At 71.2% G+C, this 19206-nt stretch carries 20 protein-coding genes; 10 read left to right on the top strand and 10 right to left on the bottom strand.

All coding sequences use genetic code 11. The features are described from left to right. Nucleotides 1-78: 78 nt before the first annotated feature. Nucleotides 79-537: a MazG nucleotide pyrophosphohydrolase domain-containing protein gene (locus tag WJM95_RS24705; protein WP_339131985.1), complete on the bottom strand. Its 459-nt coding sequence runs from the start codon at nt 535-537 to the stop codon at nt 79-81. Between the two features lie 111 nt (nt 538-648). Between WJM95_RS24705 and WJM95_RS24700 the strand changes: the two genes are divergently transcribed. Beyond that, complete coding sequence (locus tag WJM95_RS24700; RefSeq protein WP_339131984.1) at nt 649-1647, top strand: TAXI family TRAP transporter solute-binding subunit; 999 nt, start codon at nt 649-651, stop codon at nt 1645-1647. Between the two features lie 40 nt (nt 1648-1687). On the opposite strand, the gene WJM95_RS24695 is transcribed toward WJM95_RS24700, so the two are convergent. Then, complete coding sequence (locus WJM95_RS24695) at nt 1688-3094, bottom strand: HAMP domain-containing sensor histidine kinase (RefSeq protein ID WP_339131983.1); 1407 nt, start codon at nt 3092-3094, stop codon at nt 1688-1690. Between the two features lie 9 nt (nt 3095-3103). Next, a complete protein-coding gene (locus WJM95_RS24690) occupies nt 3104-3790 on the bottom strand; it encodes a response regulator transcription factor (RefSeq protein WP_339131982.1) in 687 nt (228 codons plus the stop codon). A gap of 326 nt (nt 3791-4116) precedes the next feature. Here WJM95_RS24690 and WJM95_RS24685 point away from each other — a divergent pair, with 326 nt between their 5' ends. The 7 genes from WJM95_RS24685 to WJM95_RS24655 all read left to right on the top strand — a co-directional run bounded on the left by WJM95_RS24685 (nt 4117) and on the right by WJM95_RS24655 (nt 10975). Next, the gene (locus tag WJM95_RS24685) at nt 4117-4893 is read left to right on the top strand and encodes an amino acid ABC transporter ATP-binding protein (RefSeq protein WP_339131981.1); all 777 of its coding nucleotides are present in this window, start codon (nt 4117-4119) and stop codon (nt 4891-4893) included. A 91-nt stretch (nt 4894-4984) separates the two neighbouring features. Continuing rightward, nucleotides 4985-5821 (top strand): glutamate ABC transporter substrate-binding protein, encoded by an 837-nt coding sequence (locus tag WJM95_RS24680; RefSeq protein ID WP_339131980.1) that lies wholly within the window; start codon nt 4985-4987, stop codon nt 5819-5821. A gap of 160 nt (nt 5822-5981) precedes the next feature. Then, entirely contained in the window at nt 5982-6647 is a 666-nt protein-coding gene (locus tag WJM95_RS24675) for an amino acid ABC transporter permease (protein WP_339131979.1), read from the top strand. Then, entirely contained in the window at nt 6644-7537 is an 894-nt protein-coding gene (locus tag WJM95_RS24670) for an amino acid ABC transporter permease (RefSeq protein ID WP_339131978.1), read from the top strand. Before WJM95_RS24675 ends, WJM95_RS24670 begins: the two co-directional genes overlap by 4 nt. Before the next feature lie 185 nt (nt 7538-7722). Beyond that, the gene (locus WJM95_RS24665; RefSeq protein WP_339131977.1) at nt 7723-9471 is read left to right on the top strand and encodes an FAD-dependent monooxygenase; all 1749 of its coding nucleotides are present in this window, start codon (nt 7723-7725) and stop codon (nt 9469-9471) included. Nucleotides 9472-10055: 584 nt separating this feature from the next. Continuing rightward, entirely contained in the window at nt 10056-10565 is a 510-nt protein-coding gene (locus WJM95_RS24660; RefSeq protein WP_339135812.1) for a cysteine dioxygenase, read from the top strand. Then, nucleotides 10562-10975 (top strand): rhodanese-like domain-containing protein, encoded by a 414-nt coding sequence (locus tag WJM95_RS24655; protein ID WP_339131976.1) that lies wholly within the window; start codon nt 10562-10564, stop codon nt 10973-10975. The genes WJM95_RS24660 and WJM95_RS24655 overlap by 4 nt, the downstream gene beginning before the upstream one ends. Nucleotides 10976-11078: 103 nt before the next feature. Here WJM95_RS24655 and recX read toward each other — a convergent pair whose 3' ends face one another. Together recX and recA are read right to left on the bottom strand one after the other, a co-directional pair. Next, nucleotides 11079-12011, bottom strand: a complete 933-nt coding sequence (gene recX / locus WJM95_RS24650; RefSeq protein ID WP_339131975.1) for a recombination regulator RecX — start codon at nt 12009-12011, stop codon at nt 11079-11081. 3 nt (nt 12012-12014) lie between these two features. After that, a complete protein-coding gene (recA, locus tag WJM95_RS24645) occupies nt 12015-13139 on the bottom strand; it encodes a recombinase RecA (RefSeq protein WP_339131974.1) in 1125 nt (374 codons plus the stop codon). A gap of 449 nt (nt 13140-13588) precedes the next feature. Here recA and WJM95_RS24640 point away from each other — a divergent pair, with 449 nt between their 5' ends. Continuing rightward, complete coding sequence (locus tag WJM95_RS24640; RefSeq protein ID WP_339131973.1) at nt 13589-14368, top strand: hypothetical protein; 780 nt, start codon at nt 13589-13591, stop codon at nt 14366-14368. 102 nt (nt 14369-14470) lie between these two features. Here the strand turns inward: WJM95_RS24640 and WJM95_RS24635 are convergent, their stop codons facing one another. Together WJM95_RS24635 and WJM95_RS24630 are read right to left on the bottom strand one after the other, a co-directional pair. Further along, entirely contained in the window at nt 14471-15682 is a 1212-nt protein-coding gene (locus WJM95_RS24635; RefSeq protein WP_339131972.1) for an AI-2E family transporter, read from the bottom strand. 71 nt (nt 15683-15753) lie between these two features. Next, nucleotides 15754-15948, bottom strand: coding sequence for a DUF3046 domain-containing protein (locus WJM95_RS24630; RefSeq protein WP_339131971.1), 195 nt, complete (start codon nt 15946-15948; stop codon nt 15754-15756). Nucleotides 15949-16028: 80 nt separating this feature from the next. Here WJM95_RS24630 and WJM95_RS24625 point away from each other — a divergent pair, with 80 nt between their 5' ends. After that, nucleotides 16029-16973 (top strand): hypothetical protein, encoded by a 945-nt coding sequence (locus WJM95_RS24625; RefSeq protein WP_339131970.1) that lies wholly within the window; start codon nt 16029-16031, stop codon nt 16971-16973. Nucleotides 16974-17058: 85 nt separating this feature from the next. Here WJM95_RS24625 and WJM95_RS24620 read toward each other — a convergent pair whose 3' ends face one another. The 3 genes from WJM95_RS24620 to WJM95_RS24610 are packed head-to-tail and all read right to left on the bottom strand — an operon-like array spanning nt 17059 to nt 19105. Further along, a complete protein-coding gene (locus tag WJM95_RS24620; RefSeq protein WP_326785127.1) occupies nt 17059-17367 on the bottom strand; it encodes an AzlD domain-containing protein in 309 nt (102 codons plus the stop codon). Next, nucleotides 17364-18212, bottom strand: a complete 849-nt coding sequence (locus tag WJM95_RS24615; protein ID WP_339135810.1) for an AzlC family ABC transporter permease — start codon at nt 18210-18212, stop codon at nt 17364-17366. The genes WJM95_RS24620 and WJM95_RS24615 overlap by 4 nt, the downstream gene beginning before the upstream one ends. Next, nucleotides 18113-19105, bottom strand: coding sequence for an AraC family transcriptional regulator (locus WJM95_RS24610; RefSeq protein WP_339131969.1), 993 nt, complete (start codon nt 19103-19105; stop codon nt 18113-18115). The genes WJM95_RS24615 and WJM95_RS24610 overlap by 100 nt, the downstream gene beginning before the upstream one ends. Nucleotides 19106-19206 lie beyond the last annotated feature (101 nt).

Here is a 19206-nt window from a genome sequence, read left to right as displayed (position 1 = left end):
ACGGCGGACGTTCGGCCTCCCGCTGCGGGGACAGGCGGGGCCTCCCCCGCAGGGCCTCCTTTACGCGCCCACCCGGTGCTACGCGTCCGGCGCGCTCCACCCCTGCCGTCGCAGTACCTCGGACACGTCCGGTGCCCGGTAGTGCTCGCCCTTGAGGACCTTGCCGTCGACCCTGCGGACGACGTGCCCGTCGGGGCCGAGCTTGGTCATGTTGGCCCGGTGGATCTCCGCGATGACCGCGTCGAGGTCGATCCCGTGGACGAGGGCCGTGCCGTACGCCACGTACACGACGTCGGCGAGTTCGTGCGCGAGCCGGTCGAGCGGGCCGCCGACCGCGACCTCGGCGACCTCGGCCGCCTCCTCCGCCAGGAGTTCGCCACGGTGTGCGGCGAGCCGCGGGGAGACCTCGGTCGGGGTGCCGCGCACGTCGAGTCCGAACGCGAGATGGAACTGCCGGACCAGAGAAGCGGGGGAGGACACCGGGGCGGACGCCGGGGCGAGGGGAGGCGGGACCTGGGACGGCGAGGACGACTGCATTCGGCGAGCCTACCCATCCACCGGAAGCGCAGGCCCGCCCCGGCCGGAACGGAGCCCGCCTCCGGGCCCCGCCCTGGCCAGGACCGGGCCCGGGCTGGCAGGATCGCGCGCATGTTCCCCGCACTCCCCCGCATCGGCCGTCGACCCGCGCTGTTGGGCTCCGCGGCCGTCCTCGCGGTCGTCGGGCTGCTGCTGTGGTGGCTGCTGCCCCTGGGCAAGGAGTCCCCGAGCGGGACGATCACCTTCAGCACGGGCACCCCGACGGGGGTCTACCAGATGTACGGCAAGCTCCTTCAGGGCGCCATCGCCAAGGACATGCCCCATCTGAACGTGCAGCTGCTGAACAGCGACGGATCGCAGGAGAACGTCGGCCGCGTGGCCACCGGCAAGGCCGACTTCACCATCGCGGCGGCCGACGCCGTGGAGACGTACGTCCTCCAGGGCAAGCCGGGAGCCAAGCGGCTGCGCGGCTGCTCCCGGCTCTACGACGACTATGTGCACCTGGTCGTGGCGCGCTCCTCGCCGATCCAGTCCGTGGAGGACCTGAAGGGCAGAAAGGTCGCCGTCGGACCGAGCGGTTCCGGGGTGCGGCTGATCGCGAACCATGTGCTGGAGGCGGCGGGGCTGGATCCCGCCACGGACATCAAGTCCTCCGACGACGGCATCGCGACCATGCCCCACCTGCTCGAACAGCACAAGATCGACGCCTTCTTCTGGTCGGGCGGTCTGCCGACCAACGCCGTCCAGAAGCTCTCCAAGGCCTACGACATCCGGCTGGTCCCCATCGGCAGCGACCTGGTCGAGAAACTGCACGAGCAGGGCGGCGCCTCCCGCTACTACCGGTCCGCCGTGATGCCCGCCGACGCCTATCCCGAGGCGCAGCGCGGCTCCGCCGTACCGACGCTGGCCGTGGCCAACTTCCTGATCACCCGCGAGGACGCCGACGCGAACCTCACCGAGGAGCTCACCCGCACGGTGATCGCGAGCCGCGACCGCATCGGCGCCGTGGTGCACGCGGCCCAGCTGGTGGACCTGCGCACGGCGATCTACACGGACCCGCTGCCCCTGCACGAGGGCGCGCGCCGCTACTACCGGTCGATCAAGCCCTAGGTCGTGTCCGGCCGTGACGCCGGCCCGGCACCGGTCGCTCTCAGGTGACGGGCTCCGACCTGGGCACCGTCACCGTCACCCGCAGCCCGTGCGGCTCGTGGTGGTCGTACGCGATGGAGCCGCCGCCCGCGGCGAGCAGGGCCCGGGAGATGGACAGGCCGAGGCCCGAGCCCTTGACGTTCTGGTGCGCGGTGCTGCGCCAGAAGCGGTCGCCGATGCGGGCCAGGTCCTCGTCGCCCAGGCCGGGGCCTCCGTCGGTGACCACGACGGTCGAGGACGCCCCGTTCGAGGCGACCGTCACCTGGACACCCTCCCCTTCGGGCGTGAACTTGACCGCGTTGTCGATCACCGCGTCGAGGGCGCTGGACAGGGTGATGGGGTCGGCCCACGCGGTCGTGGCGGGGCAGTCGCCCGTCAGCCGTACGCCCCTGCTGTCGGCGACCGGCTGCCAGGACGCCACCCGCTCGGCGGCCAGCGCGCCGATGTCGGTCAGGCGCACATCGGCCTCGGCGTGCTCGGCGAGCGCGAGGTCGAGCAGGTCGTCGAGCACCTGGGTGAGGCGCTTGCCCTCGGTGCGGACCGAGGCGATCTCCTCGTTGCCCTCAGGGAGTTCGAGGGCCAGCAGCTCGATGCGCAGCAGCAGCGCCGAGAGCGGGTTGCGCAGTTGGTGCGAGGCGTCGGCCACGAAGGCCCGCTGCTGTTCCAGCACGCTCTCGACGTTGTCCGCCATCTCGTTGAACGACCGCGCCAGACGCCGGAGTTCGGGCGGCCCGCCGGCGGGTGCGACCCGGGACTTGAGGCGGCCCGTCGCGATGTCGTGCGTGGTGGCGTCCAGAACGCGTACGGGCCTGAGCACCCAGCCGGTGAGGCGCAGCGCGGCACCGAGCGCCAGCAGCATGGCGGCGATCTCGCCCGCGCCGATGATCAGCCAGCCGTGCAGGATCTTGGAACGCATCTGCCCGGTGGGCGAGTCGGTGACGATGACGCCGATGACGTCGCCGTCCCTGATGACCGGGGAGGCGACGACGAGGCGGCGCTCCTGCCAGGGCCAGACCTGTTCGGGGTCGTGGCTGCGGCGGCTGACGAGTGCCTCGTTGAAGGCGTCGCGGGCCGCGCCGGCCTTGGGCAGGAACCAGTTCTCCGGCGCGTTCGCCATCGGTTCGTCGTCGCGGTAGAAGACGCCGGCCCGGATGCCGTACACCTCGTAGTAGCGGCCGAGTTCGGTGCGCAGGGTCTCGCCGCGCTCGTCCGGGAAGCCCGCGCGGGAGCGGCTCGGGGAGTCGGTGACGTACTGGGCGAGGGCCGCGAAGCGCGCGGTGTCGTCGATGCGGTCGACGACCACGCGCTGCTGCTCCGCCGCCGCGAAGCTCACCGCGAGCGGGACGCCGAGCGCGAGCAGCACGGCCGCCATCAGGACGATGAGCAGCGGGAGGAGGCGGGTGCGCACCGGGGCCCGCTACGCGGCCGGGGCGACGAGCCGGTACCCGACGCCGCGTACGGTCTCGATCAGCGCCGGCATGCGCAGCTTGGAGCGCAGAGACGCCACGTGCACTTCGAGCGTGCGGCCGGTTCCTTCCCAACTGGTGCGCCAGACCTCGCTGATGATCTGCTCCCGGCGGAAGACCACCCCGGGACGCTGGGCCAGCAGCGCGAGCAGGTCGAACTCCTTGCGGGTCAGCTGGACCACCGAACCGCCCACGGTGACCTGGCGGTTGGGGAGTTCGATGCGTACGGATCCCAGGAGCACGAGGTCCTCGCCGGGCGTGGAGGCGTCGTCATGGGCGCTGCGCCTGCTGACGGCGTGGATCCGGGCGAGCAGTTCCCCGGTGTCGTACGGCTTCACCACGTAGTCGTCGGCGCCGAGATTGAGGCCGTGGATGCGGGAGCGGACGTCCGCGCGCGCGGTGACCATGATCACCGGCGTGGCGGTGCGCTTGCGGATCTTGCCGCAGACCTCGTAGCCGTCCTGGTCGGGCAGCCCGAGGTCGAGCAGGACGACGCCGAAGCCGTCGCTCTCCGGCACCAGGGCCTGGAGGGCCTCCTCGCCGCTGCGGGCATGGGTGACCTCGAAGCCGTGCCGCGCCAGCACCGCGGACAGGGCGGCGGCGACATGGTTGTCGTCCTCGACGAGGAGCAGTCTCATTCCGGCCCCCTCCGGTTCATCGGTCGTGCCGTTTCTTCGGTCGTACGGTCTCGGGTCTCATCGGTCGAACGGTCCCCGTTTCAACAAAGTGGTGCACGCGCGCGTGCACCAAGGAAGTCACGCCGATGGACAAGGACGGCGTCAAGGGACTTCGGGTTGCCCGGGGCTTCCGTTACCCACCCGGTACGCCCTCGCGCGGGGCCGGCTACGACACGTGTCCGATTGCTACCGGATCGTGATGCTCAAGTTCCCCTCAGAAGTAATGACGCTGGTCGTGAGGGGTTACTACTGTCCACCGAAACCGAGGAGGACGGAGCCCAAGAGCGATGACCGAAGCATCGGTGGCCAAGGACGCCATGGCCGGGACCGACGAACTGGTCGTCCTGAAGAGCGTCAACAAGCACTTCGGGGCACTGCACGTGCTCCAGGACATCGACCTGACGATCACGCGCGGCGAGGTCGTCGTGGTCATCGGGCCCTCCGGGTCCGGGAAGTCCACCCTGTGCCGGACCGTCAACCGCCTGGAGACCGTCGATTCGGGTGACATCTCGATCGACGGCAAGCCGCTGCCCCAGGAGGGCAAGGCGCTCGCGCGGCTTCGTGCCGACGTGGGCATGGTCTTCCAGTCCTTCAACCTCTTCGCGCACAAGACCGTGCTCGAGAACGTGATGCTGGGACAGATCAAGGTCCGCAGGACCGGCAAGCAGGCCGCGGAGGCCAAGGCCCGGGCACTGCTCGACCGCGTCGGCGTGGGCACGCAGGCCGACAAGTACCCGGCGCAGTTGTCCGGCGGCCAGCAGCAACGTGTCGCCATCGCACGGGCGTTGGCGATGGACCCCAAGGTCATGCTCTTCGACGAGCCGACCTCGGCGCTGGACCCCGAGATGATCAACGAGGTCCTCGAGGTCATGCAGCAGCTCGCCCGGGACGGCATGACCATGATCGTCGTCACCCATGAGATGGGCTTCGCCCGCTCGGCCGCGAACCGGGTCGTCTTCATGGCCGACGGCCGCATCGTCGAAGAGGCCGCCCCGGACCAGTTCTTCAGCAATCCGCGCAGCGACCGCGCCAAGGACTTCCTCTCGAAGATCCTGCACCACTGATGTCCCCGCGCAGGGGGACCGCGCGCGTCACCCGCCCGTCGACGGACCGCACCTCAAGCACTCACGCGCTCTTACGCAAAGGATGTTCACCATGAAGTTCCGCAAGGCAGCCGCGGTCTCCGCCGCCGTACTCGCCCTCGCCGCGACCGCCACCGCGTGTGGTTCGGGCGACAAGAACGACAACGGGTCCTCGGGCGGCGGCAAGATCAAGATCGGCATCAAGTACGACCAGCCCGGTCTCGGCCTCCAGCAGCCGGACGGTTCCTTCGCCGGATTCGACGTCGACGTCGCGACCTATGTGGCGGGACAGCTCGGATACAAGCCCAGCCAGATCGAGTTCATCCAGACCAAGAGCGCGGACCGCGAGAACGCGCTGGCCCGCGGTGACGTGAAGTTCATCGCGGCCACCTACTCGATCACCGACGAGCGCAAGCAGAAGGTCGACTTCGCCGGCCCGTACCTGCTGGCCCACCAGGACCTCCTGGTGAAGGCCGACTCGAAGATCGTCAAGGGCACGGACCTCAACGGCAAGAAGCTGTGCTCCGTGACCGGCTCGACCTCGGCGCAGAACGTCCACGACACCATCGCCCCGAAGGCCAACCTGAAGGAGTACAGCGGCTATTCGGAGTGCATCGCCGCGTTGCAGAGCGGCGCCGTCGACGCGGTGACCACCGACGACTCGATCCTCGCGGGCTTCGCCTCGCAGGACAAGTACAAGGGCCAGTTCAAGCTCGCCGGCCTCAAGCTGAGCAACGAGAACTACGGCATCGGCGTCAAGAAGGGCGACGCCGCGCTGGAGAAGAAGATCAACACCGCGCTGGAGAAGATGGTCAGCGACGGCTCCTGGCAGAAGGCGGTCACGAAGAACTTCGGCCCCGCGAAGTACCAGTACGAGCAGGCCCCGAAGATCGGCGCGATCGTCAAGTAACCGCGGATCGCCAGATATCGCAGGGGCCCTCGGGCAACGCGGGAATCCGCGGTTCACACGGGGTCGCGCGAGTGTGCCGCCGCCCGCCGGGATCACGGCGGCGGCATGCCGCGCCCACCCCCTCCGCCACGTACGCCACCACCCGGAAGCGCGGGAGATCGTGTTCGACTTTCTTCATGGTTACGACGTCCTAGGGGCGTTCTGGATGACGGTGAAACTCACCGTCATCTCCGCCCTCGGCTCCCTGGTCCTGGGCACCCTGCTGGCCGCGATGCGGGTCAGCCCGGTTCCGCTCATGCGCGGATTCGGCACCGCCTACGTGAACATCGTCCGGAACATCCCCCTGACGGTCATCATCCTGTTCAGTTCGCTCGGCCTCGCGGACATCTTCGGCGTGACGATGGGCACCGACGACTTCAAGGTGCAGGGCTTCCGGCTCGCGGTGCTCAGCCTCGTCGGCTATCACGCGGCCTTCGTCTGTGAGGCGCTGCGCTCCGGCATCAACACCGTGCCGGTCGGGCAGGCCGAGGCGGCCCGCGCGATCGGGCTCGGCTTCGGCCAGACCCTGCGGCTGATCGTGCTGCCGCAGGCGTTCCGGGCCGTCGTCGTCCCCCTGGCGAACGTACTGATCGCGCTGACCAAGAACACGACCGTGGCCGCCGCCATCGGCGTGGCCGAGGCCGCCAGCCTGATGAAGACGATGATCGAGAACGAGGCCCAGACGGTCCTCATCGCCTCGGTCTTCGCCTTCGGGTTCGTGGTCCTGACCCTCCCCACCGGCCTGTTCCTCGGCTGGCTGGGCAAGCGACTGGCGGTGAAGCGGTGACCTCCGTCCTCTACGACGCTCCCGGCCCCCGGGCCAGGCGCCGCAACGCGGTGCTCTCGGTGCTCTTCGTCGTCCTGCTCGCTCTGGTGCTGTGGTGGGCCTGGCGAACCATGGACGACAAGGGCCAGCTGAAGTGGGACCTCTGGGAGCCCTTCACCACGGCCGACGCCTGGAACACGTATCTGCTGCCGGGCCTGTGGGGCACCCTGAAGGCCGCCGCGCTCAGCATGGTGATCGCCCTCCCCCTGGGTGCCGCCCTGGGTATCGCGCGTCTGTCCGACCACCGCTGGCTGAGTGTCCCGACGGGCGCCGTGGTCGAGTTCTTCCGGTCCATCCCGGTCCTGCTGCTCATGCTGTTCGCGAACGAGCTCTACGCCCAGTCCGCGAACATCGCCAGCGAGGACCGTCCGTTCTACGCGGTCGTCACCGGTCTGGTGCTCTACAACTCCTCGGTGCTGGCCGAGGTCGTCCGGGCGGGCATCCTCGCGCTGCCCAGGGGACAGACGGAGGCCGCGTACGCGATCGGGCTGCGCAAGGGCCAGACGATGACCAGCATCCTGCTGCCGCAGTCGGTCACCGTGATGCTCCCGGCGATCGTCGGTCAGCTCGTCGTCATCGTGAAGGACACCGCGCTCGGCGGCGCGATGATCACCTACGGGGAGCTCCTCACCGCGCGCAGCACCCTCGCGGCCAACTACGCCAACGTCGTCCCGAGTTTCATCGTGGTCGCCGCCATCTTCATCGTCCTGAACTTCACGATCACCAGCTTCGCCTCCTGGCTCGAGGGCCGGCTGCGCCGCGGCAGGAGGACGTCCGGCGCGGTCGTCTCGCCGAACGACGCGACCGTCGCCGGCACCGCGGGGACGGGCGCGGGTGGAGCCACCTTCTGACGAATCGTCCGAACATCAGTCGATCGGTGTGACCGAAGGGGTCAGTGACGTGATCGCCACTGACCCCGTCACTTGACGCAAGCAGCGGCAATGGGTTGCATACGTTCTGTGATCGTGCACCCTGCTCCACCTGCCTGTTCCCATAGGTCCCTCAGGACACAGCTCCGTGCAGGGGGCACCGCGCCGTGGACCCGGTGATCATCGTCGGTGCGGGGCCCGTGGGGCTCACGCTGGCCCTTGCGCTGGCCCGCCAGGACGTCCCTTCCGTGGTCCTCGACGAGGGACCGGGCAAGGACGAACTGCGGCTGGCGCGGACCGTGGTGCTGCGTGAGGACACGGCCGCACTGATCGAGCGGCTGACGGGGCTGCCGCTCGACGACGCCGGATTCCGTTGGGCCGGATGGCGGTCGATGCGGCGCAAGCAGGTGACGCGCGAGATCACGTTCGCCGGGAGGGACTCCGGGAGCCCGAAGGGCAGCTCCGATCCCGCGGGCGCCGGGACCGGGTGGGACGACGGCCCTCGGGGGGTCGTCGCCCCGCGCGGCAGCGGCTCCGCCCGGGACACGGAAGGCCCGGCGGACGGCGAGGAGTTCAGCGCCCCGCTGCACATCGCCCAGCACGCCCTGACCGGCGCCCTGCGCGAGGCCATCATCCACGAGCGGCTGATCAAGGTCGCCGTGAACAGCCGCCTCGACTCCGTGGAACAGGACGGCTCCGGCGTCACGGCACACACCCGGGGCCCCGACGGCACCTGGTGGCGCGGCAGTTACCTGGTCGGCTGCGACGGGCCACGCTCGACGGTGCGCAAGCTCCAGGACATCCGCTTCCCCGGACGCACCGCCGTCGAACGGCACGCCGTGGCGGCCCTGCGCACGGAACTCCCCTGGCCCGGTGAAGCGTTGCTGCACCGGATGACGCCGTGGCGCACCTCCGGACCCTCGACGGGCGAGGTGAGCGCCCGTCCGCTCGCCGAAGACGTCTGGCGGCTGGACTGGCTGCTTCCCCCGGGCAAGGACCTCGTCACACCCGACCTGCTGGTGGCACGCATCCGGGAGACCCTCTCGGGCTGGAGCAGCGGTGTCACACCCGCGTACGAACTGCTCGACACCGGAGTCCACGCCGTCCACCACCGGTTGGCCCGCCGCTGGCGCGTCGGGCGGGTCTTCCTCGCCGGAGACGCGGCCCATCTGCTCGGCGCCCTCGGCACCCAGGGCCTGGACGAGGGACTGCGGGACGCCGACAACCTCGCCTGGAAGCTGGCACTCGGCTGGCACCACGGCCCGCACACCGCGCTCCTCGACAGCTACCAGGCCGAGCGGCGCGCGGTGGTCGCCGCCCGGCTCCGCGCCGCCGACCAGGCGCTGCCCCTGCTGCGGAGCGGCGGCGGCCTGCGCGCCTACGTCCCCGGATCCGCCCGGGGCCACGACGCGCTGCTCACGGACGGTCACCTGGGCCGTGGCCCGCTGGGCGCGCCGGGGGCGTACACCGGCTCCCCTCTCATGCCCCCGCCCGCCGAGTCGCACGCCCCCGTCGACACCGAGCCGGGCGCGCCGGTCGCCGATGTCCGCGTGACCGCGGAGGACGGCTCGTTCGTACCGCTGCGGGAGCGGCTCGGGCGCGGGGTCCTGCTCGTCGTGCTGATCGCCCCGGGTACGGGCGTGTGGGCGCGCAAGCACTGGGTGACGGCCGGGATCATGCCGCGGCTCGCCGCCGCCGTGACCGCCCTGCCGCACCCCGCCGAGCTCCTCGTCGCGGAGAGCTATCCGGGCGCTGCGGCGCACACCGTGCTGCTGGTCCGTCCCGACGGGCACCTGGTCGCCGCGTTCGGCGGGGTCCGGCCGGCCGATCTGTACGAGGCGGCCGAGGCGGCCCTCGGCGGCCCGGCGACTTCGGACGTGAAGAGCGCGGCGGAGGCGACCGCGGGCAGGAGCTGAACACTCGGTGACGGCCCGGCTCGGGGATCCAGCCGCGTCCCTGTCGGCGCTGCTCCGAGGTCCGACTCGGAGTCCCGGCCGGGGGTCGCCCTGGGTCCGTCTCAGAGTCCGGGCCGGGGGCCGCCCTGGGTCTGAACTCGGGGTTCGCTTCGGGGCCGCGCCGGTGGGTGCCTCGGGGTTCGCTTCGGAGCCGCGCCGGTGGGTGCCCCGGGGTTCGATTCGGGGCCGCACGAGGGGGTGCCCTGGGGTTCGATTCGGGTTCCCGGCTGGGGTCCGACTTGGGGTTTCCCGGCTCCTCCGGCCTTCATGGTCCACATAGTGACGGTGAGTTGACCGGTCTCCGCCACCATGGTCTACTCCGGATCGTGACCGACACCTGTGTGCGCCTGTGGCGGAGGGTCCATATGGACCTCGTCCGCTATGCGGGCTGCGTGTGTCGCCCGTCCCTCTGACTTCGCATCCTCACCTCCCGCGCGCCGCCCCGTGCCTGCGCGCGCCCCTCGCGAACTCTCAGGACGGTCCGAGTGTCTGTGTCACCCTCTGTCTCCCCGCACACCCCTTCCGCCGGCTCGCTTCCTTCCACGATCACCGGCACACCCCGCACCCCCACCCAGGCCGATCTGCTGGACTTCGTCCGCCGCACCGCGGCCGACACCGAGCTGATCGCCTCGCTCCCCCTCGATCCCGACGGCCGCACCTGGGTACGGCTCGAAGGCCCCGGCGGCAGCGAGGCCTGGCTGATCGGCTGGCCGCCCGGCACCGGAACCGGCTGGCACGACCACGCCGAATCCGTGGGCGCCTTCCTCACCGCGTCGGGCGAGCTCAAGGAGAACTCCCTCGCCGCCCGGCTGCCCGCCGACGGCTGGAAGACCCTGGAACTCGCCGAGGAGATCGACCGGGAGCGGACGCTGCCCGCGGGCACCGGCCGCGGCTTCGGCCGCCATCACGTGCACGAGGTGCTCAACGAGTCCACCGAGGAGCACGCGATCTCGGTCCATGCCTACTACCCGCCGCTCCCGCAGATCCGCCGCTACAGCCGTACGGGCCAGATCCTGCGCCTGGAGCACGTCGAGCGTCCGGAGGACTGGCAGTGAGCGACCCCCGGCAGCCCATCAACATCGACAGCCTGCTGGAGCAGGTCCGCGCCGGCCTCGATCGCGTGGAGGCGGAGAAGGCCTTCGAGGCCGCGGAACGTGGCGAAGCACTTCTGGTCGACACCCGGTACGCCGCCCTGCGGGAACGGGACGGCCTGATCCCCGGCGCTCTCGTCGTCGAGCGCAACGAACTGGAGTGGCGGCTCGACCCCACGGGCAGTCATCGTCTCCCGGAGGCCACGAGCCACGACCTGCGGATCGTGCTGTTCTGCAACGAGGGCTACGCCTCCAGTCTCGCCGCCGAGTCCCTGCGCCGGCTGGGACTGCACAGGGCCACCGATCTGATCGGCGGCTTCCAGGCGTGGAAGAGCGCGGGCCTTCCGGTGACACCGGCCGACCCGGAGAGCTGACCGCCCGTCCGCTTGGCACGGGGGCCAGACAGTCAGGCCGCGTCTTACGGGAGCCGGTGACGGCACGCGGGCCGGGTGTACCGGCGTACGAGCTCTCCCGGGATCAGAACCCCTCGTCCCCGAACCCTTCCGTGTCCTCGCCCTCTTCCTCCAGTGCCCGGCGGACCACACTCAGGGCCATGCCCTGGGAGTAGCCCTTGCGGGCGAGCATGCCGGCGAGGCGTCTCAGCCGCTTGTCACGGTCGAGCCCTCTGGTGGAGCGCAGCTTGCGCGCGACCAGCTCACGCGCGGTGGCCTCCTCCTGCTCGGAGTCGAGCTGTCCGACGGCCTCGTCGATCAGCGTCGATTCCACGCCCTTGGTCCGCAGTTCCTGCACGAGCGCCCGCCGGGCCAGTCCCCGGCCGTGGTGCCGGGACTCGACCCAGGCGTCCGCGAAGGCGCTGTCGTTGATCAGCCCGACCTCCTCGAACCGTGACAGCACCTCGTCCGCCACGTCGTCCGGGATCTCGCGCTTGCGCAACGCGTCCGCCAGTTGCTTCCGCGTGCGCGGGGTCCCGGTGAGCAGGCGCAGACAGATCGCTCGCGCCCGCTCAGCCGGGTCCCCGGGGGACTCCCTCTTCTCGGCCCTCGACGAGGAGGGGGTGTCTCCGTCTCGCGGGTCGCCGGACGGCTCACCGAAACCGCCGCGCCGTCGACCTCTTCCACCACGCGGTCCGCCCTGGGCACGTCCACCGCGCCGGGAGACCGCGTCCGGCGAACCGTGACCGCGCGGCGGGCCGTCACCACGCCGTGCGTCACCGCCGCCCGTCGAACCGCCGCCGTCCGGATCACCGTGGTCCGGACCGGCGCCGTGGAAACCGTCGGATCCGTGGAACCCGCCGCCGGTGCCGTACGGCTGCTCGCCGTACCCCCCGGCACCGTCGTACGGCCTGTCACCGTCTCCGGCCGGGCCGCCTTCGCCCCCGCCGTACCTCTGCCCCGGCCCCTCGGGGGTGAGGGGATAGGCGTACTCGGCCCAGTCGGTTCGTCGTGTCATGGACTAGCTCTTGGCTGCCGCGGCCCTGGACTTGGTGGTCTTGGCGGCCGGAGCGGGCACCGTCTTGGCGGCGTCGTCCGGGGTGGCCGAGACCGCGGCGTCCGCGCCCGGCTCCGTGGCGGGCTGCTCGGGCTTCACACCGACGCCCAGCTTCTCCTTGATCTTCTTCTCGATCTCGTTGGCGAGGTCGGGGTTGTCCTTCAGGAAGTTGCGGGCGTTCTCCTTGCCCTGGCCGAGCTGGTCGCCCTCGTACGTGTACCAGGCGCCGGCCTTGCGGACGAAGCCGTTCTCCACGCCCATGTCGATCAGGCCGCCCTCACGGCTGATGCCCTGGCCGTAGAGGATGTCGAACTCGGCCTGCTTGAACGGCGGCGCGACCTTGTTCTTGACGACCTTGACGCGCGTGCGGTTGCCGACCGCGTCGGTGCCGTCCTTCAGGGTCTCGATGCGGCGGATGTCGAGGCGCACCGAGGCGTAGAACTTCAGCGCCCGGCCACCGGTCGTGGTCTCCGGCGAGCCGAACATCACGCCGATCTTCTCGCGGAGCTGGTTGATGAAGATCGCCGTCGTCTTCGACTGGTTGAGGGCGCTGGTGATCTTCCGGAGGGCCTGGCTCATCAGACGGGCCTGGAGACCCACGTGCGAGTCGCCCATCTCGCCCTCGATCTCGGCCCGCGGCACCAGGGCGGCGACGGAGTCGATGACGATGAGGTCGAGGGCACCGGAGCGGACCAGCATGTCCACGATCTCCAGGGCCTGCTCGCCGTTGTCCGGCTGCGACAGGATGAGGTTGTCGATGTCGACGCCGAGCTTCTTCGCGTACTCGGGGTCGAGGGCGTGCTCGGCGTCGATGAACGCCACCTGGCCGCCGGCCTTCTGCGCGTTCGCCACGGCGTGCAGGGTGAGGGTCGTCTTTCCGGAGGACTCCGGTCCGTACACCTCCACCACGCGGCCGCGCGGCAGGCCGCCGACGCCGAGGGCGACATCGAGCGCGGTCGACCCGGTGGGGATGACCTCGATGGGCTCATTCGGCCGCTCGCCCAGGCGCATCACGGCGCCCTTGCCGAACTGCCGTTCAATCTGCGCGAGCGCGGCGTCGAGCGCCTTCTCGCGGTCGGTTCCTGCCATGGGTTCCACCCGGTTTGCTTGAGTCGATCGCTTCACGTCAAAGACGCTAACGCCTGCCACTGACAATGCGCCCCGACGCCCGTCCGGCCTGTGGATAACTCCGGCACATCCCTGCCCAAACCGTGCCGAATCACCCGTCGAAGGCTTCGCCGGAACCTCCATGAGAATGGATGTTCGATTTTCGTGTCAAGCGCACCACGCGGCACTCCCGAGACTACGTGCGCGCTCCGACAACGCCCCGAGAATCCGCCGGCCCCGTCCCCGCCGCCCGCTCGACTCCCCGCCCGACACCCCCGCGGCACGTCTCGCGGCACGTCTCGCGGCAGGTCTCGCGGCAGGTCTCGCGGGACCCGGTACCCGCCCCGGACCGGGGCTACTCCCCGTGGCGTACGGCCGGTGCCTCCGGCCGTACGACGACGCCGCCCGACCCCGCCCGGCAGGCTGTGACCATGCCAATGACGAGGGCCCATGCCCCGACCACGCCCAAGCCCTCGCTCCGGCCGGCCGAGCGGCTCTGCCACGCGACCGGCGCCGTGCTCGTCCTCTCCGGCCTCCTGCACCTGCTGGTCTTCGCCGTCGACGGCGGCCCGTGGGACGGCCCCGTCTCCTGGCGCAAGCCCGTCACTTTCGGGCTCTCCTTCGGACTGACCCTCGTCGCGATCACCTGGGTCACGTCGTACGTGCGGATGACTGCGCGGCCGCGGACCACGCTGCTCCTCGTGTTCGCCGCGGACTGCGTGGTGGAGGTCGGCGGGATCACCGTTCAGGCGTGGCGCCGGGTTCCGTCGCATCTCAACATGGAGACCGGCTTCGACACGGCGGTGTCCATGATGCTCGCGGTGGGCGGCGGCGTCCTCGTCGTGGTGCTGACCGCGTTCGCCCTCGCCGCGTTCCGGCACCGGCCCTCGGGACCCGTCGGTATGCCCCTGGCCGTGCGCTCCGGGTTCGCGATCCTGCTCGTCGCGCTGGCCTCGGGCGCCGTGATGATCGCTCGCGGGGTCGTCCTCACCAGGACCGGCCATCAGCAGGCCGCGTACCACTCGACGGCTCCGCTCAAGCCGCTGCACGGGGTGAGCCTGCACGCCGTGCTGGTGCTGCCCGCGCTGGCCTGGCTGCTCGCCCGTACCGACTGGAGCGACGGGACCAGGGAGCGGATCGTGCGGGCGGCCGTCTGTGGTTACGCGACCGCCGTCGTCGTGACCGGCTTCCAGGCGGCCCTCACCTGGTGATCGTCACCGGCCGAGCACCTGGCGGACGTCACGGGCGGTGTGCCTGACGGCCGTCACGGGCGGTGTGCCTGACGGCCGTCACGGGCGGGGCGCCCGGTGACCTCACCGGGCGAGCTGTCGCCGCAGGCGGGCGACAAGGCCCTCCGAGCTGCGGGTGCGGTGGCCGTGCACGCGCGGGTCGTCCGTGACGTCGTAGCGCTTCACGTACGCCCCAAGGAACGCCTGGAGCGTGGCGACGGCGGGGATGGCGATGAGCGCGCCGACGGCCCCGAGGAGGGCGGTGCCGGCGATGACGGACCCGAAGGCGACCGCGGGGTGGATGTCCACCGTCCTGGAGGTCAGCTTGGGCTGGAGCACGTAGTTCTCGAACTGCTGGTAGACCACGACGAACACGAGCACCCACAGCGCGTACCAGGGATCGATCGTGAACGCGATCAGCATGGGCAGTGCGCCCGCGAGATAGGTGCCGATGGTCGGGATGAACTGCGAGACCAGACCGACCCACACGCCGAGCACGGGTGCGTACGGCACGCCCAGGGCTTCCAGCAGGATGTAGTGGGCCACACCCGAGATCAGGGCCATAAGGCCGCGTGAGTACAGATAGCCGCCCGTCTTGTCGACGGCTATCTCCCAGGCGCGCAGCACCTCGGCCTGGCGGGCCGGCGGCAGCACCGAGCACAGCGCGCGCCGCAGTCGGGGTCCGTCGGCGGCGAAGTAGAACGAGAACAGCGCGACCGTCAGCAGCTGGAAGAGGCCGCCGAGCACCTGCCCGGACACGTCCAGGACGCCTGTGGCGCTGTTCTGCACGTACTTCCGCAGCCAGTCGGAGTGGAGCAGGCCTTCCTGGATGTCGACCCGTCTGAGGTCGGTGTGGAAGTGCGTGTTGGTCCAGTTGATGAGCGAGTCGAGGTAGTCGGGGAAGCCCTCGATCATCTTGATGATCTGGCCCGCGAGCATCGAGCCGAGCAGCGTGACGAACCCGGCGATCATGATGAGCGAGCCCAGGAAGACGAGGAAGGCGGCCAGTCCCCTGCGCATACCGCGCGAGGCCATCCAGCTGACCGCCGGTTCTATCGCGAGCGCGAGGAAGAACGAGATCAGGATGTTGATGAGCAGCCCGGTGAGCTGGTGGAACGCCCAACTGCCCAGCTGGAACAGGGCGACGAGCGTGAGGGCGAGCACCATGGCACGCGGCAGCCAGCGCGGCATGCGCGCGCCGGGAACGGTGTCGCTCGCGCCGGGCTGACCGGGCGGCGTCGTGCCGAACGGTGATGACTGCTGATCGACCTGCGTGTTCTCGTCTGTGGGGGCCACCCGCCAAGTCTCGCCCACGCCACCGACAGCGGACCCGGGTCCCCCCGGTCTTTCCCGGTCTTCGGTCCCGTTCAGTGGTTTTCGTACGGAACGTTCATCGTCGCGCAGACCACGCGCCACACGTCCTTGGCCTCCCAGCCCGCGTCCAGCGCCTCGTGGACGGTGCGCCCGCCGAGTTCCGTCATCACATGATCGCGCGCGAACGTCTCGGCGTATCCCGCGCCGAAGTGATCAGCCATTCGCTGCCAGAAGACCGTCAACCGCATGCATCCAGTATCCCGCCCCTGAGAGTGGGCCCGAGCCGGGACCGCGTGCCGAGACCGCTTTCCGCCCTACGGTCTGACGCATGGCCGAAACCGGAGCATCTCCACTCCCCCAGACGCCCCCCGCGCGCACCCCCCTCGCACGTGCCGAGCACTTCGTCTGGCTCACCGCGCGCGTGCTGGAACAGCGCCGCTTCGCCCACCACTTCCTCGGCGGCGGCGCCGACGCCGTCGAGACGGCGCTGGCCGCCTACCGCAACGACGACGAAGGGTACGGCCACGCGCTCGAACCCGATCTGCGCGGCCCGGTCAGCCAGCCGCTGCACACAGGACACGCGCTCCGCGTCCTGGACTCGATCGGGCGCTGCGGCGGACAGCGCGTGGAACGGGTGTGCCGCTATCTGACCTCCGTGTCGACCGCGGACGGGGCGCTGCCCGCCGTCACTCCCGGCCAGCGCGGCTATCCGACGGCCCCTTTCGTGCCGGTCGTCGACGATCCGCCGAGCGAACTCCTCGCCACCGGCCCGGTCGTGGGTCTGCTGCACCGCAACGAGGTGTGGAACGCCTGGCTGTTCCGGGCCACCGACTTCTGCTGGCAGGCGGTGGAGTCCCTGGAGAAAACGCATCCCTACGAGGTCGAGGCGGCCGTCGCCTTCCTGGACTCTGCGGCCGACCGCCCGCGCGCGGAGGCCTGCGCCGACCGGCTCGGCCGGCTCGTGCGGGAGCAGCGCCTCGCCGCGCTGGATCCCGGCCGTCTGGAGGCCTACCCCGTCTCGCCCGGTTACGCGCCCGGTGAGCACCACTTCCCGCACGACTTCGCGCGGACGCCCGACTCGCTCGCGCGCGCGTGGTTCACCGACGAGGAGATGGCCCGTTCGCTCGACCACCTCGCGCGGGAGCAGCAGGAGGACGGCGGGTGGCCGGTCCGCTGGCGTCAGTGGGCCCCGGGCACCGCTCTGGAGAGCCGTCCCATCGTGACCATCGAGGCGCTGCGCACGCTCCGGGTGTACGGGCGGGCCGTCGACTGAGGACGTCGGCGCCCCGGGCGCCCGGCGTGTTCGGCCGTACCCGGCGTGCGCCGGAGCACCCGGGTACGGCTGTGCGCGCCCGGTGTCAGCCGGTCAACGCGCGGACCCCGGCCGTCACCACCACCGCCGCGGCGACCACCACCAGGAAGGGCGCGCGCAGGATCAGCGCCACGGCCGCCGCGGCGAGTCCGGCGGCCTTCGCGTCGAGGACGAGGACCCGCCCGTCGGCGAAGGTCTGCTGGGCCGTGAGGGCGGCCAGGAGGGCCACGGGCAGCAGTGCGGCAAGGCGCTGCACGAGCGGCCGCTCCAGCACGCCTGCGGGGATCAGCAGTCCGATGAGCTTGACGGCGTAGCAGCCGACGGCGGTGACGCCGATGGCGATCCAGATGTTCAACGCTCTTCTCCTGACACGTCCGGGCCGTCGTCGCGCGCGCCGGCCGGTGGACCGTCCACCCCACCGGTCGGCGTGTCGGCCACCCCGCCGTCCACCCCACCGTCGATCGCGGCGGCCGACGCCCCGTCCCGCGGTACGGCGGAGGTGCCGCGGGAGGCGTCCGCGCGGCGGCGTCCCGTCACGTAGAGCACGGCGGGGGCGGACAGGGCGGCCACCAGCACCGGGACCCCGGCGGGCAGTACGGGCAGCAGACCGAGCCCCAGGAGGACGGCCAGACCCGCGACGGCACGCTCTGTGGTGGTCTTCAGCATCGGCGCGAGCAGCGCCAGGAACACCGCGGGCCCGGCCGCGTCCAGGCCCCACGCGTCGGTGTCGCCGATGGCCTGGGCCCCGGCCGCGCCGAGCAGGGTGGTGAGGTTCCACAGCACGTAGAGGGACAGCCCGGTGACCGTGAACCCGATCCGGACGCTGCGGCGGGTGGGCTGGGCGAGCGCCACGGCCGTGGTCTCGTCGATCACCCACTGCGCCGCGAACGGACGCACCGCGCGCGGGAGGGCCAGGAGTTGGGACAGACGCAGCCCGTAGAACGCGTTCCGGACGCCGAGGAAGAACGCTCCGGCGGCCGCGGTGAGCGGGTTGCCACCGGCCGCGAGCGCGCCCACGAGCGCGAACTGCGAGGCCCCGGTGAACACCAGGAGGCTGAGGGCGCAGGTCTGGAGCAGGCTGAGCCCGCTGCCGGCCGAGGTCACCCCGAAGGCGAAACCGGACAGTCCGACGGCGACCCCGACTCCGAGGGCGTCGCGGACGACGGCCCCGTCGGGTTTTCCGCCTCGTTCACTGCGTATGTCTGGGAGAGCTGTCTGTTGTGCCACGTCCCGGACGGTACGAGAAGGCGGCCCCCGGCGTCTTGTACGTTCTTGCGCTCCCGCTGGTAGGCGCCCGGCGGTACGCCCACGATCCGGCTGAAGTGGCGGTTGAGGTGCGGCTGGTCGGTGAAGCCGACGGCGACGGCCGCCTCGGCGGGCGTGGACCCCGCGTCCAGGAGCCGGCGGGCCCGGCGTACCCGCGCGTCGGTCAGCCAGGTGTGGGGCGGCATGCCGTAGGCGTCCCGGAACGCGCGCAGCAACGCGAACGAGCTGGTGCCGAGGTCGGCCGCGAGCCGCTCCAGCGTCGGCGGCTCGGCCATCCGTTCGTCCAGCACGCCACGCGCGCGTGCCGCGAGCCGGCCACCGGCGGTGCGCACCGCCCGCTGCGGCAGCGGTCCTCCGTTCAGGCGCAGCAGCCGGGTCACGGCGACCCTCAGCAGGGTGTCGGCGGCCAGCGCGTTGCCCTCGTCGGCGGCCCTGAGCACCTGGTGGACCAGGCTCGCCGCGTAGGGGTCGTCGAGCACCGGGCTGATGAATCCGGGGGTGCCGCGGAGCGCGGTGGTCTCGGCGGCGATCTCGGCCACCATCTCGGGCGAGGGGTAGACGGCGCCGTACTTCCAGCCCTCGGGGACGCCCGCGCGCCCGGTGTGCGGGGTGTCGGGGTTGACCAGCGCCAGCGAACCCGGGCCCGCGTACTGGTCGGAGCCGCCGTGGTGGAAGACCTCGACGCCCTCGGTGACGGCGGCGATGACGAAGTTCTCGTGGGTGTGCCGCACGAAGATCTTCTCGACGTAGCGGGCGCGCAGCAGATCGACACCGGGCAGCTCCGGAAACTGCCAGTGCCGCGCCCGCTCCTGCCCCGAACCTGCCACCTCCTCATTGTCCGCCACCGCGCCGGAGCCGACCGCCGCCCGTCCGCACCGCCGTGGCGTTCTCGCAGGTCAGCGCGGTTGTCAGTGGGCGGGTGCAGGAT

The organism is Streptomyces sp. f51 (assembly GCF_037940415.1).
Taxonomy (GTDB): Bacteria; Actinomycetota; Actinomycetes; order Streptomycetales; family Streptomycetaceae; genus Streptomyces.
Note: the sequence above shows the minus strand (reverse complement) of the source record. Positions and strands in the feature narration are given on the sequence as shown.

Bases quoted from the DNA above. Each gene is read 5' to 3' on its own strand.
- WJM95_RS24705 (WP_339131985.1), bottom strand. From the start codon at position 537: ATGCAGTCGTCCTCGCCGTCCCAGGTCCCGCCTCCCCTCGCCCCGGCG.
- WJM95_RS24700 (WP_339131984.1), top strand. From the start codon at position 649: ATGTTCCCCGCACTCCCCCGCATCGGCCGTCGACCCGCGCTGTTGGGC.
- WJM95_RS24690 (WP_339131982.1), bottom strand. From the start codon at position 3,790: ATGAGACTGCTCCTCGTCGAGGACGACAACCATGTCGCCGCCGCCCTG.
- WJM95_RS24685 (WP_339131981.1), top strand. From the start codon at position 4,117: ATGACCGAAGCATCGGTGGCCAAGGACGCCATGGCCGGGACCGACGAA.
- WJM95_RS24680 (WP_339131980.1), top strand. From the start codon at position 4,985: ATGAAGTTCCGCAAGGCAGCCGCGGTCTCCGCCGCCGTACTCGCCCTC.
- recX (WP_339131975.1), bottom strand. From the start codon at position 12,011: ATGACACGACGAACCGACTGGGCCGAGTACGCCTATCCCCTCACCCCC.
- recA (WP_339131974.1), bottom strand. From the start codon at position 13,139: ATGGCAGGAACCGACCGCGAGAAGGCGCTCGACGCCGCGCTCGCGCAG.
- WJM95_RS24640 (WP_339131973.1), top strand. From the start codon at position 13,589: ATGCCAATGACGAGGGCCCATGCCCCGACCACGCCCAAGCCCTCGCTC.
- WJM95_RS24630 (WP_339131971.1), bottom strand. From the start codon at position 15,948: ATGCGGTTGACGGTCTTCTGGCAGCGAATGGCTGATCACTTCGGCGCG.
- WJM95_RS24625 (WP_339131970.1), top strand. From the start codon at position 16,029: ATGGCCGAAACCGGAGCATCTCCACTCCCCCAGACGCCCCCCGCGCGC.